This is a genomic window from Bacillus sp. FSL R5-0709, assembly GCF_038004785.1.
In the GTDB taxonomy this organism is placed as follows: Bacteria; Bacillota; Bacilli; order Bacillales; family Bacillaceae_G; genus Bacillus_A; species Bacillus_A mycoides.
In genome coordinates this window covers 12501-27500 of sequence record NZ_JBBORT010000001.1, presented here as the reverse complement: position 1 = coordinate 27500, position 15000 = coordinate 12501, and the positions used below count along the sequence as shown (strand labels likewise).

Here is a 15000-nt window from a genome sequence, read left to right as displayed (position 1 = left end):
AAATGGCACCACGCAAAACATGATATACACCTTGATATTCTTTCATTTTTTCCATCGCAATTACATCTTTCGGCTCTTGTACTACACAAACAACCGATTGATCCCTATGCGAATCGTCACAAATATAACAAGGATCGCGGTCAGTGATATGTCCGCACACAGAACAATACGCTAAATCTCGCTTTGCATTCACAAGTGCTTTCGCAAAACCTAGTACATCATCCTCTTTCATATCTAACACGAAGAATGCCAATCGAACCGCTGTTTTCGGTCCGATTCCTGGCAACTTCATAAAACTATCGATTAATTTTGATATCGGTTCTGGATAATGCATATATCAATATCCTCCTAGAACATTCCACCTGGTAAGTTCATGCCTTTTGTAAATTTGCCCATTGTAGAGTTTGAAAGTTCATCAACCTTTTTAAGTGCATCATTCGTTGCAGCTAATACTAAGTCTTGTAACATTTCGATATCTTCTGGATCTACAACTTCTTCTTTAATTTTCACTTCAAGAACTTGCTTATGACCATTTGCAATAACAGTAACCATTCCGCCGCCAGCTGTACCTTCAACTGTTTTTTCGCCAAGCTCTTCTTGCGCCTTCGCCATGTCTTTTTGCATCTTTTGCATTTGTTTCATCATATTATTCATATTTCCCATTCCGCCACGCATCATAATTAATTCCTCCTCATTATTATTACTCTTTTATTTCAATAAGTTCTTGCCCTACTAATTTTACAGCCTCTTCTATAAGAGGATCTTCTTTTTGTTCTGGGCTTTCTTCATAATCCCCGCCTTCGCGTTGTAAAAAGTCTTCACGAATTTTACCCCATTCACTTTTTGGGATAGCAATCATATTTAACCTTTTACTTAACAATTCAAAAAGAGTTTGTTCCAATGTATCCATTGCTTCTCGATTTTCACTAGCCATTTTACAATGAATCTCATATTGAAATGCTAACACATAGGTATCATCCGAAGCCGCAACTGGTTCACTATTTTCTAATAAAACAGCAAATGCTACTTTGTTATGTGACTTGAGCCTTCCTAATAATTCGCCCCATACAGCTTTTAACTGTTCTAAATCTTGACGCTTCGCTTGCTTTAACACTTCATTCACACGTCCAACAGGAATTTTCATACTCCCTGTTCGTACCGGTTTTGGTGTTGCCCGCGTCTCTCTTACTTCCTGCTGCACACCAGCTGGCACGCCATTCTTTTTAACTTGCTCTAACTCTTTCTCCAACTGCTGCATCCTATTCATAATCGCTTGTAAACGATCTACGCCGTTTGCTTGCATCATAAACTGCTGACACAGTTGCACCATAACAACTTCCAAGAATATTCTTGGATGGTTTGTCCACTTCATCTCCTGTTGCCCCTTACTAAGGGTATGAATAATTTCATAGATTACTTCCGGTTGCATTTCTTCACTTAACGTACGGAATTGATCATCTACAATTACCCGTTCCAACATATGTTCTAATTGTGGTGAAGTTTGATATAAAAGCATATCACGATAGTAGTAAATGAAATCCTCCATAAAGCGAACTGGATCTTTCCCTTTACTCATCATCTCATCTATAATACGTAACGCTCTTGATACATCATTTTCACGTATACATTCTACCAGGTCACCCAAATATCGCTGAGATACAGATCCTGTTACAGCTAAAACATCTTCACTCGTCACCGTTTCATCACTATAAGAAATAGCTTGATCAATAAGACTGAGCGCATCACGCATACCACCTTCGGCGGCACGCGCTACGATTTGTAACGCTTCATCTTCTACTTGCGTACCTTCATTTGTCACGACCGTCGATAATCTCTCAACGATATCATTTACTGATATCTTTCGAAACTCAAAACGCTGACAACGCGAAATAATTGTAGCTGGAATTTTATGCGGTTCTGTTGTCGCCAGAATAAAAATAACATGTCCTGGCGGCTCTTCTAAAGTTTTCAAAAGCGCATTAAAGGCACCCATAGAAAGCATGTGAACTTCATCAATAATGTATACTTTATATCCTACAGCACTTGGAGCATATTTTACTTTATCTCTTATATCTCGAATTTCATCTACACCGTTATTTGAAGCCGCATCAATTTCTAATACATCTGAAATAGACCCTTGTGTAATTCCTAAACAAGAAGGACATTCATTACAAGGTTCAGCTACCGGGGCGTGTTCACAGTTAATTGCCTTTGCAAATACTTTTGCAATTGTCGTTTTCCCTGTTCCCCTCGGACCCGAAAACAAATAAGCATGTGAAGCTTTCTCTTGAAGAAGGGCATTTTGCAACGTTTTTGTCACGTGCTTTTGACCGACTACATCTTCGAATTTTTGCGGTCTCCATGTTCGGTATAACGCTTGGTATGACACGAAAATACGGCCTCCCTCAAAGGTTATTATCTTATTTATTATAACCCATTCTGTTTATAGATTCCAAAAGTTATTTTCCATACAAAAAACTCACCTTTATATAAAGGTGAGTTTTGTATACATATATAACTGCCGTGCACCTTCTGTCGATTACGTACCATAAGCGTTACTCAAGCAGTTAGCTCGGTTCAGGCACTCCTGCGGCACACGAGAAAACCCGCTTATTGCTGCTTCCTTCCGGACCTGACAAGGTTCACGGGGTCCCGTTGCGCAGGACCCAAACGTCAACACCACTTACTTAAGGCAGACCTTACAGCAACATAACCTCGAGAAGGGATTCAGCCTCGCTAGAGCGGATTGCGAGTATAGGGCACCGCTACCTCCCCGCTTAGCACGGCAAAGTTAAAACCAATATTCGGTTGCCTTGGATAAGGCATTATCAGTATAACTTGTTTTTTTACAAAATGCAAATACGTTAGTTACCATTACTTTTCTCTAGTTTTTTCACTTCTTTTCTTTTCTTACGAAGCTCCCTAAAAAAAATCGTTAACAACGTACCACATTCTTCTTCAAGTACACCAGGCACTACTTCACACTGATGATTAAAACGCTCATCAGTTAAAAGATTCATCAACGTACCTGCACATCCACCTTTCGGATCGCTCGCACCATATACAACCCGTTTTATACGCGATAAAACAATTCCCCCTGCACACATTGGGCAAGGTTCTAATGTTACATATAACGTTGCATCTTCTAAACGCCATGTCCCTAATTTTTTGCAAGCTTCATCAATAGCTAAGAGTTCGGCGTGAGCTATTGATCTCTGTTCAGTTTCTCTTAAGTTATGTGCGACACTAATCACTTCACCATCTAGCACAATTACAGCACCAATTGGTACCTCTTGTATCGCCTCCGCCTTCTTCGCTTCCTCTATTGCTAACTGCATAAAATATATATCTCGCTCCATAATATAGTCCTTTCACCAAAAATAAAATACACTTTTTCATTTCTTGCAGGTGGGATAACTTTTACAAATTCAATCCAACCTAAAGAAGAAAGAGAGGGAATTACATATGAAAAATACCGCCTTACTCATTATCGATATGATTAATGATTTTCAATTCTCCCACGGACACATCCTGGCACAGAAATGTGAAATTATAAAGAACCCCATTTTACAATTAAAGGACACCATGAAATCATTGGGCTATCCAATAATTTATGTCAATGATCACTATCAACTTTGGAGATCTGATATTGATCAACTTATCACCCATTGTACAAATGAGTATAGTAAAAATATTATCGAGGCCATTGCTCCGCATACTGACGATTACATTTTTATTAAACCACATTACTCTGCTTTTTATGAAACACCTTTGAATTCTTTATTAGGTTATTTAAAAATCGAAAATCTCATTTTAACAGGAATTGCCGGGAACATATGCATCCTTTTTACAGCTAATGATGCCCATATGAGAAATTATACACTTTATGTACCACGGGATTGCATCGCTTCTAATAACGAGCAAGATAATGAACATGCTTTAAAAATAATGGAAGCCACATTAAAGGCAAATATTGTACCGTCATCCCAAATAAAATTTAATTAATACATATCTATTTTCTAACTTTTTATATCAAATTAGTCCGCTCGCTCCCCTCTTGTGCTACAATAATTCTGTTTTGTGTTTTTAGTAGTCACGGTAAATCACTGATTGAAAGGAGGAAACAGCGTGACCGGAGTACCATTTATCACGGTTGAAGGACCAATTGGTGTTGGAAAAACTTCACTTGCGAAGGAACTTTCAACTCACATGCAACTCCACTTACTAAAAGAGATTGTTGATGAAAATCCTTTTTTAGGAAAATTCTACGAAGACATCGACGAATGGAGTTTTCAAACAGAGATGTTCTTTCTTTGTAATAGATACAAACAACTAGAGGATATTAACATAAAGTATTTGAATCAAAGAAAGCCTGTAGTAGCAGATTATCATATATTTAAAAATTTAATTTTTGCATCCCGTACATTAAAAGATTCTCAATATGACAAGTACATGCAAATTTATCGCATTCTTACGCAAGATATGCCTGTGCCAAATGTCATCGTTTATTTAACAGCGAGCCTAGAAACATTACAAAAACGAATTGCCATGCGCGGAAGAGAATTCGAAAAAAATATGGATCCAAATTACTTGCTACAGCTTACAAAAGATTACGAAACAGCAATGGATGCTTTCAAAAAGGACCATCCAGATATTCCAGTATTGAAATTTAATGGAGACGATATGGATTTTGTAAGAAATCATGATGATTTAAATGTCATCTTATCAGCTCTTCAAAATACTCTCTTGAAGGAGTCGAAATAACAATGAATTTAAGGCAAAAATATGATATACCAAATGATGCAGTTATCACTATTGCTGGAACAGTAGGTGTCGGTAAATCAACTATGACAACTGCATTGGCTAACGCTTTAGGTTATCGTACATCTTTTGAAAAAGTAGATTCCAACCCATATTTGGACAAGTTCTATGCTGATTTCACACGCTGGAGCTTTCACTTACAAGTGTACTTTTTAGCAGAACGATTTAAAGAACAAAAAAGAATTTTCGAATATGGTGGCGGTTTTGTTCAAGACCGTTCTATCTATGAGGACACTGGTATTTTCGCAAAAATGCATTACGAAAAGGGTACAATGACTGAAACTGATTATGAGACATACAAAGGGTTATTTGATGCTATGGTCATGACTCCTTACTTCCCTCATCCAGACTTATTAATTTACCTAGAAGGTTCTTTTGATGATATTGTCGATCGTATTCAAGAAAGAGGACGTCCCATGGAGCAGCAAACACCAATTGAATATTGGAAAGAGATGCATGGACGTTACGATAACTGGATTAATAACTTTAATTCATGCCCTGTTTTACGATTAAACATTAATGAATACGATATTTTAAAAGATGGCGATTCAATCGAACCAATCATTAAAAAAATTGGACATTTTTTAAAACAAACACGTAAACTTGTAAAATAAAAAACCCGTGCATATGCACGGGTTTTCCTATGAAATTACTTTTTCTTTTTTGTCGGAGCAATAATTTCACTCTCTGGCTTTCCAGCATTAATACGCTGACGAACAGTACTCGTACTAATATCATATGTTTCAGCAATCTCTTTAACAGTCAATTCTTTCCCATTAATTACTGCTGTTAGTAATTTCCCTGTACGTTTTGGAGTTACTTCTTTTTGCACAGCTGGTTTTTCAGCTTCTTTTGGTACCTCTACTTTTTTTGCAACCTGTTTTACATCACAAGTGCAACCACAAAGTTTACGGAATGTATCATCACTTATAATGCGCGACACATTTGCACCACTGTTTAAAATTCTATTGTTCTTACAGACAGGACATTGTACATAATATAAAGTTTTTCCATCTAAAGGAAACGTTTGTATAATAAGATCCATGTTAACTCCTTTCATATCTATGAAGATAATCATCGGAATATGAGTGTGTAATAAGGACACTATATCCTTACATCATACTTTATGATTGGTTTTAAAATAAAAACTCGTTACGTGTTGGTAACGAGTTCTCCAATCTCCACTTATATGCGCTGTTGTCAATTATATCTGGAGGAGGTAGAGGGATTCGAACCCCCGCGCGACTCTCGCCGCCTGTCGGTTTTCAAGACCGATCCCTTCAGCCAGACTTGGGTATACCTCCATATTGACATCAAATATAATATCAAAAGAAAAACAGTTAGTCAACCCTACTATAATAAATTATGAGGAAAGGGGAATTTTACTTCCCCTCTCCTTTATGACACTGCTGACAACGTCCATAATTACCAATCACTCATACCGATGAATGTTTTAACTTATTTAATAACTGTTTTTCCTCCCATATAAGGGCGAAGAACTTCTGGAATTATAATTGTACCATCTTCTTGTTGGTAGTTCTCTAAAATAGCTGCCACTGTACGTCCAATTGCAAGACCAGATCCATTTAGTGTATGAACATGTTCCGGTTTACCATTTGGCTCACGACGGAAACGGATATTCGCGCGTCTCGCTTGGAATGCCTCAAAATTACTACAAGAAGAAATTTCACGATATGTACCATAGCTTGGAATCCATACTTCAATATCGTATTTCTTCGCTGCTGTAAATCCTAAATCTCCTGTACACATGCTCATAACGCGATATGGCAACTCTAATAATTGTAACACGCGCTCTGCATCATTTGTTAATTTTTCTAACTCTTCGTAAGAATCTTCTGGTTTCACGAACTTCACAAGTTCAACTTTATTAAATTGATGTTGGCGAATTAAACCACGTGTATCACGACCAGCTGAACCTGCTTCAGAACGGAAGCATGAGCTAAACGCAGCATATCGTATCGGCAATTGCTCTTTACTCACAATCTCATCACGATGCATATTCGTTACAGGTACTTCAGCTGTTGGGATTAGGAAATAATCTTCACTTTCAATACGGAATGCATCTTCTTCAAACTTCGGAAGTTGTCCTGTTCCTGTCATACTTGCACGGTTTACCATATAAGGAGGCAATACTTCCTCATATCCATGCTCATCAGTATGAAGGTCAAGCATAAAGCTAATCAAAGCACGTTCTAATCTTGCACCAGCACCTTTGTAAAATACAAATCGGCTTCCTGTTACTTTCCCAGCACGTTCAAAATCTAAAATCCCTAAATCAGTAGCAAGGTCCCAATGTGGTTTTGGCTCATAAGTAAATTCTTTCACTTCTCCCCAAGTACGTGCTACTACGTTATCATCCTCTGTTTCACCTATTGGAGCAGATTCATGAGGGATATTTGGGATAGATAGCATTAATCTTTCTAAATCTTCTTCAACTGTACGAAGCTCATTATCAAGATCTTTTACTTTTTCCCCAACTTCACGCATTTCTAGAATTAGAGCTTCCGCATCTTTCTTTTCACGCTTTAATACTGAAATTTGTTGAGATACTTCGTTACGTTTACTTTTTAATTCTTCTGTTTGAACAAGTAGCTCTCTTCTTCTCGTATCAAGTTCTTCAAAGCGACCAAAATCCGTTAAATCTTCGCCTCTATGCTGTAATTTTGCTTTTACTTCTTCAAAATTCGTACGTAAAAATTTAATATCAAGCATTATATACTCCTCCTTTTATTTTATAAAACACAAAAAACTCCCGTCCCTATACAAAGGGACGGGAGTTAACCCGCGTTGCCACCCTAGTTGAAAGCATTACCGCTTTCCTCTCAAGTAGAAATAACGGCTCTTCACCGGGAATGTTTACTAATCAAAAGATATTCCACATTCCATTCCAGGATGGATTCACAAACTGTTTCTATCGATTTCCACCAACCATCGACTCTCTATAAGAAACAACATTTGTTACTACTTCCTATCAACACGCTTATTTTATAAAATTGTTATCATCAATTTACTATAATCTTATACAAGTTGCAAGTTACTTATACAACTTTTTTCATTTTCGCTTCTTTTACCATTTCTACAAAGTATGCTGTTACACGATGATCATCCGTTAATTCCGGATGGAAAGAAGCAGCTAAAAACGGCCCTTGCCTTACCGCTACCATTCGCTCGCCATGCGTAGAAAGTACTTCAACATCATCAGCTACATTTACAACATACGGAGCACGGATAAATACACCAACAAAGTCTTCTCCCACACCTTTCATTGAAAGTGCAGCTTCAAAACTATCTTTTTGGCGTCCGAACGCATTGCGCTCAACCGTAATATCCATAGCACCAATATGTGCTTCTTCATAGCCAATAAGTGTTTTCGCAAGAAGAATCATTCCTGCACATGTACCAAACATTGGTTTACCAGACTTCGCAAATGTACGAAGAGGCTCCATGAAAGCATACTTATCAATAAGACGGCGCATTGTTGTACTTTCACCGCCTGGTAAAATAAGACCATCAATCTCTTCAAGTTGCTCTACACGCTTTACAACAACAGCTTCTGCACCACTTGCCTCAACTGATTTTACATGCTCACGAACTGCACCTTGAAGACCTAGTACACCGATTTTCACCATTTTAAAGATCTCCTTTAATTACCATCCACGCTCTTGCATGCGTTGTTCTGGTAATAACGTTGAAATTTCGATACCTTTCATTGCATTACCTAATCCTTTAGAAAGGCTTGCAATTAGTTCGTAATCTTCATAATGAGTCGTTGCTTCAACGATTGCACGTGCAAATTTCTCTGGGTTCTCTGATTTGAAGATACCAGATCCAACAAATACACCATCAGCACCAAGTTGCATCATTAACGCTGCATCTGCTGGTGTTGCTACACCACCTGCTGCAAAGTTTACAACTGGCAGGCGACCAAGGCGTTTAATTTCAAGTAGTACTTCATAAGGAGCACCAGTATTTTTTGCATATGTCATTAACTCATCTTCACGTAGACTTGCAACTTGACGGATTTCTGCATTGACTTGGCGCATATGACGCACTGCCTCTACAATGTTTCCTGTTCCAGGTTCACCTTTTGTACGAAGCATAGCTGCACCTTCTGCAATACGACGTGCAGCTTCTCCGATATCGCGGCAACCACATACAAACGGAACTGTGTAATCACGTTTATTTAAATGGTATACTTCATCAGCAGGAGTCAATACTTCACTCTCATCGATATAGTCTACCCCTAATGATTCTAATACACGTGCTTCTACAAGGTGACCGATACGACATTTTGCCATAACCGGAATTGATACAGCACCCATAACTTCTTCAACAATTGTTGGATCTGCCATACGAGAAACGCCACCTGCTGCACGAATATCTGCAGGTACACGCTCTAATGCCATAACAGCAACTGCACCTGCCTCTTCTGCAATCCTTGCTTGCTCGGCGTTAACTACGTCCATAATAACGCCGCCTTTTTGCATTTCTGCCATTCCACGTTTTACACGTTCTGTCCCTGTTACATTTGTCATGTACAAAAACCCCCCTAGGTGAATTGCTTTCCCCGTTAAAGAAGAAAATTAAGAATACTCTTACATTCTACCACTAACTATCTGATGCTTGTCTACTACTTTTTCATAAAGTCGGTATGAAAAATAGGAATAAGAAAAAGCTCCTACAATGAGGAGCTTTTAAAACCAACCTTTTACTGTATCAATAGCACCATTCCACATACCACTAAAGAAAGAACCAATTCCGCGCATAGAACGTGTAAACCAGCTTGCCTCTTCTACTTTAGATTTTGTTACAAGGTCTACTTGTAATGATTTTCCTGATAAAAATCCAGGATCATTACTATCTTTAGACGTTACAACCATTTGTCCAAGTGCAACTCCCTTTTTCAGAGGTGCTTCTTGTCCCTTATTTCCTTCTTTAAATTCTGTTTTATAAACGTCTTTACTTCCCTTTGGCACCGGAAGTGAAACAGCTTGCTTCGTTTGAACTGCTACATCTTTATCTTTCGCATTTTCAACTCTTACTGTTTCTTTTCCTTTGACCGAAGAACCTTTTTCATACATTTTCTTCATTTCAAAGTTAGCAAAGCCATAATCATATAATTTCTTCGTCTCATCGAAACGCGCTGTATGAGAACTTGTTTTAATAACTACAGAAATAAAACGCATACCGTTTCGTTCAACCGTACCAGTGAAGCAGTCCCCTGCTTCTGGAGTTGATCCTGTTTTTAGACCATCTACTCCGTCATATTCTTTAACTAAACCCTTTAACATCCAGTTCCAGTTCGACATCCCAAATTTCTCTTTTTCTGGACGGAAAACTTTTTTCGGGATTTTTGCTGTATCTAACACTTTTGGATAATCTTTAATTAAATGTTGCGCTAAAGTTGCAACATCCTTCGCAGACATTTTATTTTCTTCATCCGGTGTTGTACCTTCAGGATGCATCCCTTTTAAATCTTTGTTCGTTAAACCCGTAGAATTAACAAATTTATAATTTTTCAATCCTAGTTCTTTCGCTTTATCATTCATCATTTTTACGAAATCTACTTCTTTACCTGCAATTGCTTCTGCTAATGCAATTGTTGCACCATTTGCAGAAAAGATTGCCATTGCCTCGTATAACTCTTTTACTGTATACAGGCCACCATTTTCTAATGCAACATTTGATAATGAAGCATCTTGTGAAATCTTATATGCATATTCAGAAACCTTAATTTTTTGATCCCACTTAAGTTTTCCTTTATCCACTGCTTCATGAACTAAATATTCACTCATCATCTTTGTCATACTAGCAATTGATAATAATTCATCTGCATTCTTTTGATATACAATTTTTCCAGAATTCGCTTCAACTAAAATCGCTGCACCTGCTTCAATGTTTAAAGCAGCTCCTGTTTCTGCTGATGCATTGCTATATGGTGCAAACACGCCAAAAGCTAGTGTAAGCACTGTTACCAACGCAATGAATCTTTTGCAAAACATACCTTTCACTTTTGCTACCCCCAATATCTATGTACTCACATAACCGTTATTCTAACATAATCAAAAAAAAATAGACAGAGATATCAAATCTCTGTCTATTTGTATATAAGACATTATAATGAGTAGTTTGGAGCCTCTTTTGTAATCTGTACGTGATGAGGATGGCTTTCACGTAAACCTGCACCTGACATACGAATGAACTGTGCATTCTCACGTAAGAATTCTAAATTCTGCGCTCCGCAATATCCCATACCTGCACGTAATCCACCAACTAATTGATGAACTGTATCTGCTAAAGGTCCTTTATATGGTACGCGTCCTTCAATACCTTCAGGAACAAGTTTTTTGTTTCCTTCTTGGAAGTAACGATCTTTACTTCCTTTTTCCATTGCTCCAACAGAACCCATACCACGATATACTTTAAATTGGCGACCTTGGTAAATTTCAGTTTCTCCAGGGCTTTCAGCAACGCCAGCAAACATACTACCTAGCATAACAACGTGTGCTCCTGCTGCTAAAGCTTTAACCATATCACCAGAGTACTTAACACCGCCATCAGCAATAACTGGAATACCGTGTTTACGAGCTTCTGTTGCACAATCATAAACTGCTGTTAATTGTGGTACACCAACACCAGCTACAACACGCGTTGTACAAATAGAACCTGGTCCAATACCAACTTTAACTACGTTTGCACCAGCCTCAATTAATGCTTTCGTTGCTTCAGCTGTAGCAACATTTCCAGCGATAATATTTAGTGCTGGATATTTCGCACGAACTTCTTTTACCTTTTCAATAACACCTTTAGAATGCCCATGAGCTGTATCAAGTACAATTGCATCTACGCTAGCTTTTACTAATGCATCGATACGAAGCATAGCATCAGCCGTTACACCAACAGCTGCTCCAACTAATAAGCGTCCTTGCTTATCTTTAGCAGAGTTTGGGAATTCAATTACTTTTTCAATATCTTTTATTGTAATAAGCCCTTGTAATACACCGTTATTATCAACAAGAGGGAGCTTTTCAATTTTATACTTTTGTAGGATCTTTTCAGCTTCTTCCAGTGTAGTACCAACTGGAGCTGTAATTAACTGTTCTTTTGTCATTACGTCAGAAATTTTGATTGAGTAGTCTTGGATGAAACGCATATCACGGTTTGTAATAATACCAACTAATTTTCGCTCATCTAAATTATTTACAACTGGTACACCTGAGATACGATATTTTCCCATAAGATGTTCTGCATCATATACTTGATGTTCTGGAGTTAAGAAGAAAGGATCTGAAATAACGCCGCTTTCAGAGCGCTTTACTTTATCAACTTGCTCTGCCTGTTGTTCAATAGACATATTCTTATGAATAATTCCTAAACCGCCTTGGCGAGCCATTGCAATAGCCATGTCAGCTTCTGTTACTGTATCCATTCCTGCACTAATTAACGGGATGTTTAACTGTAAGCTTTCAGATAAAACTGTTTTAACACTTACTTCTCTTGGTAATATATCTGACCTCGCTGGTACAAGTAATACATCATCAAAAGTCAAACCTTCTTTAACAAATTTAGATTCCCACATAATTGTTCCCCCCATGATACCAGAAATTATTATTAGTAGCTTATCAATTGGTTAAAATACTGTCAAGGACGTATATATATGTTAGAATTTTTAGACAATAAAAGGAGCGTAATATATGCATCAAACACATTGTACTTGGCAGCAATTAAGTTTCTTCTTTTCATCTCAAAATGTACAACGTTATCTTGCCCGTTGTTATGAAAAATCCTCGATTCAGGATGCCGAAAAAAAAAGTTTTGAAAATTGTTATCCATTTATTTATTACTTAGAACACGGTAAAAATTATTATGAATTATATAAAACAGCACCATTTTCCATTCAGCCAATGCTGTTATTTTATGGAATGGGGCAACTTTTTAAAGCTTGTTTATTAACTATTAATCCAAACTATCCAGAATCAACAACCGTTTTAGCACATGGAGTGACAACCCGTAAACGAAAAAAACAAGGATATCAATTTTTAGAAGATGAGGTGAAAATACAGAAAAACGGACTATTTACTCACGCTGCAGAACAACTGTTTCACATGAAACACTTGGAAACAGAAAAGTTTAATATGTTAGAGCTAATGGGAAAAATCCCTGAGTTACAACATTTATTTCGCTATAGTCAAAAAGGAACAACATTATATAAAATCGATTCAACAAATAAAAATGAGCTCTCCTTTTCAGTCAACATACTAGATCGACTACATATGACTAAAGAGAGATTTTCTCGTTACATCGAAACAGCTTGTAAGCATTTATCAATACAACACGTACCTGAGAAAAATAATGAATTAAATGTGTTTTTTTCAGCACCTATTCAATCATGGAATCCTATGTATAGCACACCTTTATACTACGAGTATCTTGCTGACACTTATTATTTACCACTTACGAACGACCCTAGAAACTCTAAGCCAGTGTTGCCTGAGCTCCTTGTTCATTATTTATTGCTCTATAATTTAAGCATGATTTCGAGGTATGAAACAGATTGGTGGTATGACTTACTTGGAAGCTATGGATCTGAAGATTATCCATTTATTTATCAGTTTCTCAATATTTCTGCTCAAAAAATCCCTTACTATATTTCAGCATTTTTATTAACGGAATCCAACCTATTTCATGGGAAATAAAAAAAACACAAGTCAAAAGACTTGTGTTTTTAGCTTGCTTGGCGACGTCCTACTCTCACAGGGACAAGGTCCCAACTACCATCGGCGCTAGAGAGCTTAACTTCCGTGTTCGGTATGGGAACGGGTGTGACCTCTCTGCCATCATCACCAAACTATGAAGGTATATTCCTTCAAAACTAGATAACATTTGCTTCATATTATATGGTTAAGTCCTCGATCTATTAGTATTCGTCAGCTCCACATGTCACCATGCTTCCACCTCGAACCTATCAACCTGATCATCTTTCAGGGATCTTACTAGCTTACGCTATGGGAAATCTCATCTTGAGGGGGGCTTCATGCTTAGATGCTTTCAGCACTTATCCCTTCCGCACATAGCTACCCAGCTATGCCCTTGGCAGAACAACTGGTACACCAGCGGTGCGTCCATCCCGGTCCTCTCGTACTAAGGACAGCTCCTCTCAAATTTCCTGCGCCCACGACGGATAGGGACCGAACTGTCTCACGACGTTCTGAACCCAGCTCGCGTACCGCTTTAATGGGCGAACAGCCCAACCCTTGGGACCGACTACAGCCCCAGGATGCGATGAGCCGACATCGAGGTGCCAAACCTCCCCGTCGATGTGGACTCTTGGGGGAGATAAGCCTGTTATCCCCGGGGTAGCTTTTATCCGTTGAGCGATGGCCCTTCCATGCGGAACCACCGGATCACTAAGCCCGACTTTCGTCCCTGCTCGACTTGTAGGTCTCGCAGTCAAGCTCCCTTATGCCTTTGCACTCTACGAATGATTTCCAACCATTCTGAGGGAACCTTTGGGCGCCTCCGTTACACTTTAGGAGGCGACCGCCCCAGTCAAACTGCCCACCTGACACTGTCTCCCGGGTCGATAAGACCCGTAGGTTAGAATTTCAATACAGTCAGGGCGGTATCCCACCAGCGCCTCCACCGAAGCTAGCGCTCCGGTTTCAATGGCTCCCGCCTATCCTGTACAAACTGTACCAAAATTCAATATCAGGCTACAGTAAAGCTCCACGGGGTCTTTCCGTCCTGTCGCGGGTAACCTGCATCTTCACAGGTACTATAATTTCACCGAGTCTCTGGTTGAGACAGTGCCCAAATCGTTACACCTTTCGTGCGGGTCGGAACTTACCCGACAAGGAATTTCGCTACCTTAGGACCGTTATAGTTACGGCCGCCGTTTACTGGGGCTTCAGTTCAGAGCTTCGCTTACGCTAACCCCTCTCCTTAACCTTCCAGCACCGGGCAGGTGTCAGCCCCTATACTTCGCCTTACGGCTTCGCAGAGACCTGTGTTTTTGCTAAACAGTCGCTTGGGCCTATTCACTGCGGCTTTCCGTTAAGAAAGCACCCCTTCTCCCGAAGTTACGGGGTCATTTTGCCGAGTTCCTTAACCAGAGTTCTCTCGCACACCTTAGGATTCTCTCCTCGCCTACCTGTGTCG

Annotated in this window: 14 protein-coding genes, 1 tRNA gene, 2 rRNA genes, 1 other RNA gene and 1 other annotated feature (2 of these 19 running past the window's edge); of the genes, 4 read left to right on the top strand and 14 right to left on the bottom strand. The window is 38.8% G+C overall.

Features of this window, described 5'->3' with window-relative positions:
• The 5 genes from recR to tadA all read right to left on the bottom strand — a co-directional run.
• Positions 1–334 carry the 5' portion of a recombination protein RecR gene (gene recR, locus MKX37_RS00135; RefSeq protein ID WP_002009629.1) on the bottom strand. The gene continues 263 nt to the left of window position 1, outside the view, so 334 of the gene's 597 nt are visible here — the first part of the coding sequence; its start codon is at positions 332–334; the stop codon falls past the left edge of the window.
• Positions 335–348: 14 nt separating this feature from the next.
• Positions 349–675, bottom strand: coding sequence for a YbaB/EbfC family nucleoid-associated protein (locus tag MKX37_RS00130; protein ID WP_170935248.1), 327 nt, complete (start codon positions 673–675; stop codon positions 349–351).
• Between the two features lie 25 nt (positions 676–700).
• Positions 701–2389 (bottom strand): DNA polymerase III subunit gamma/tau, encoded by a 1689-nt coding sequence (gene dnaX, locus MKX37_RS00125; RefSeq protein ID WP_078422518.1) that lies wholly within the window; start codon positions 2387–2389, stop codon positions 701–703.
• Positions 2390–2521: 132 nt separating this feature from the next.
• Positions 2522–2786, bottom strand: an RNA gene (gene ffs, locus MKX37_RS00120) — signal recognition particle sRNA large type.
• Positions 2787–2864: 78 nt separating this feature from the next.
• The gene (tadA, locus tag MKX37_RS00115) at positions 2865–3359 is read right to left on the bottom strand and encodes a tRNA adenosine(34) deaminase TadA (protein ID WP_002029304.1); all 495 of its coding nucleotides are present in this window, start codon (positions 3357–3359) and stop codon (positions 2865–2867) included.
• 106 nt (positions 3360–3465) lie between these two features.
• On the opposite strand from tadA, the gene MKX37_RS00110 reads away from it, so the two are divergent.
• The 3 genes from MKX37_RS00110 (at position 3466) to MKX37_RS00100 (ending at position 5435) form a co-directional block, all read left to right on the top strand.
• Complete coding sequence (locus tag MKX37_RS00110; protein ID WP_078207016.1) at positions 3466–4005, top strand: isochorismatase family cysteine hydrolase; 540 nt, start codon at positions 3466–3468, stop codon at positions 4003–4005.
• 123 nt (positions 4006–4128) lie between these two features.
• Positions 4129–4764, top strand: coding sequence for a deoxynucleoside kinase (locus tag MKX37_RS00105; RefSeq protein WP_002170085.1), 636 nt, complete (start codon positions 4129–4131; stop codon positions 4762–4764).
• Positions 4765–4766: 2 nt separating this feature from the next.
• Positions 4767–5435 (top strand): deoxynucleoside kinase, encoded by a 669-nt coding sequence (locus MKX37_RS00100; protein WP_002009620.1) that lies wholly within the window; start codon positions 4767–4769, stop codon positions 5433–5435.
• 35 nt (positions 5436–5470) lie between these two features.
• Here MKX37_RS00100 and MKX37_RS00095 read toward each other — a convergent pair whose 3' ends face one another.
• The 7 genes from MKX37_RS00095 to guaB form a co-directional block, all read right to left on the bottom strand.
• Positions 5471–5866 carry a DUF3797 domain-containing protein gene (locus MKX37_RS00095; protein WP_002029297.1) on the bottom strand — a complete coding sequence of 132 codons (396 nt, stop codon included), beginning with the start codon at positions 5864–5866 and terminating at the stop codon, positions 5471–5473.
• Between the two features lie 166 nt (positions 5867–6032).
• Positions 6033–6125, bottom strand: a tRNA-Ser gene (locus MKX37_RS00090).
• 154 nt (positions 6126–6279) lie between these two features.
• The gene (serS, locus tag MKX37_RS00085) at positions 6280–7554 is read right to left on the bottom strand and encodes a serine--tRNA ligase (protein WP_002009617.1); all 1275 of its coding nucleotides are present in this window, start codon (positions 7552–7554) and stop codon (positions 6280–6282) included.
• Between the two features lie 51 nt (positions 7555–7605).
• Positions 7606–7826 (bottom strand) — a binding site (T-box leader).
• A gap of 54 nt (positions 7827–7880) precedes the next feature.
• Complete coding sequence (gene pdxT, locus MKX37_RS00080) at positions 7881–8471, bottom strand: pyridoxal 5'-phosphate synthase glutaminase subunit PdxT (RefSeq protein ID WP_002130736.1); 591 nt, start codon at positions 8469–8471, stop codon at positions 7881–7883.
• 18 nt (positions 8472–8489) lie between these two features.
• Entirely contained in the window at positions 8490–9377 is an 888-nt protein-coding gene (gene pdxS / locus MKX37_RS00075; protein ID WP_002009615.1) for a pyridoxal 5'-phosphate synthase lyase subunit PdxS, read from the bottom strand.
• A gap of 159 nt (positions 9378–9536) precedes the next feature.
• Positions 9537–10844, bottom strand: a complete 1308-nt coding sequence (locus tag MKX37_RS00070) for a serine hydrolase (RefSeq protein WP_129146849.1) — start codon at positions 10842–10844, stop codon at positions 9537–9539.
• Positions 10845–10957: 113 nt separating this feature from the next.
• Positions 10958–12421, bottom strand: a complete 1464-nt coding sequence (guaB, locus tag MKX37_RS00065; protein ID WP_002107266.1) for an IMP dehydrogenase — start codon at positions 12419–12421, stop codon at positions 10958–10960.
• Between the two features lie 115 nt (positions 12422–12536).
• Here guaB and MKX37_RS00060 point away from each other — a divergent pair, with 115 nt between their 5' ends.
• Positions 12537–13538, top strand: a complete 1002-nt coding sequence (locus tag MKX37_RS00060; RefSeq protein WP_002130734.1) for a YaaC family protein — start codon at positions 12537–12539, stop codon at positions 13536–13538.
• Between the two features lie 36 nt (positions 13539–13574).
• On the opposite strand, the gene rrf is transcribed toward MKX37_RS00060, so the two are convergent.
• Together rrf and MKX37_RS00050 are read right to left on the bottom strand one after the other, a co-directional pair.
• Positions 13575–13690, bottom strand: a 5S ribosomal RNA gene (gene rrf, locus MKX37_RS00055).
• Between the two features lie 49 nt (positions 13691–13739).
• Positions 13740–15000 (bottom strand): 23S ribosomal RNA (locus MKX37_RS00050); it runs 1661 nt beyond the window's last position.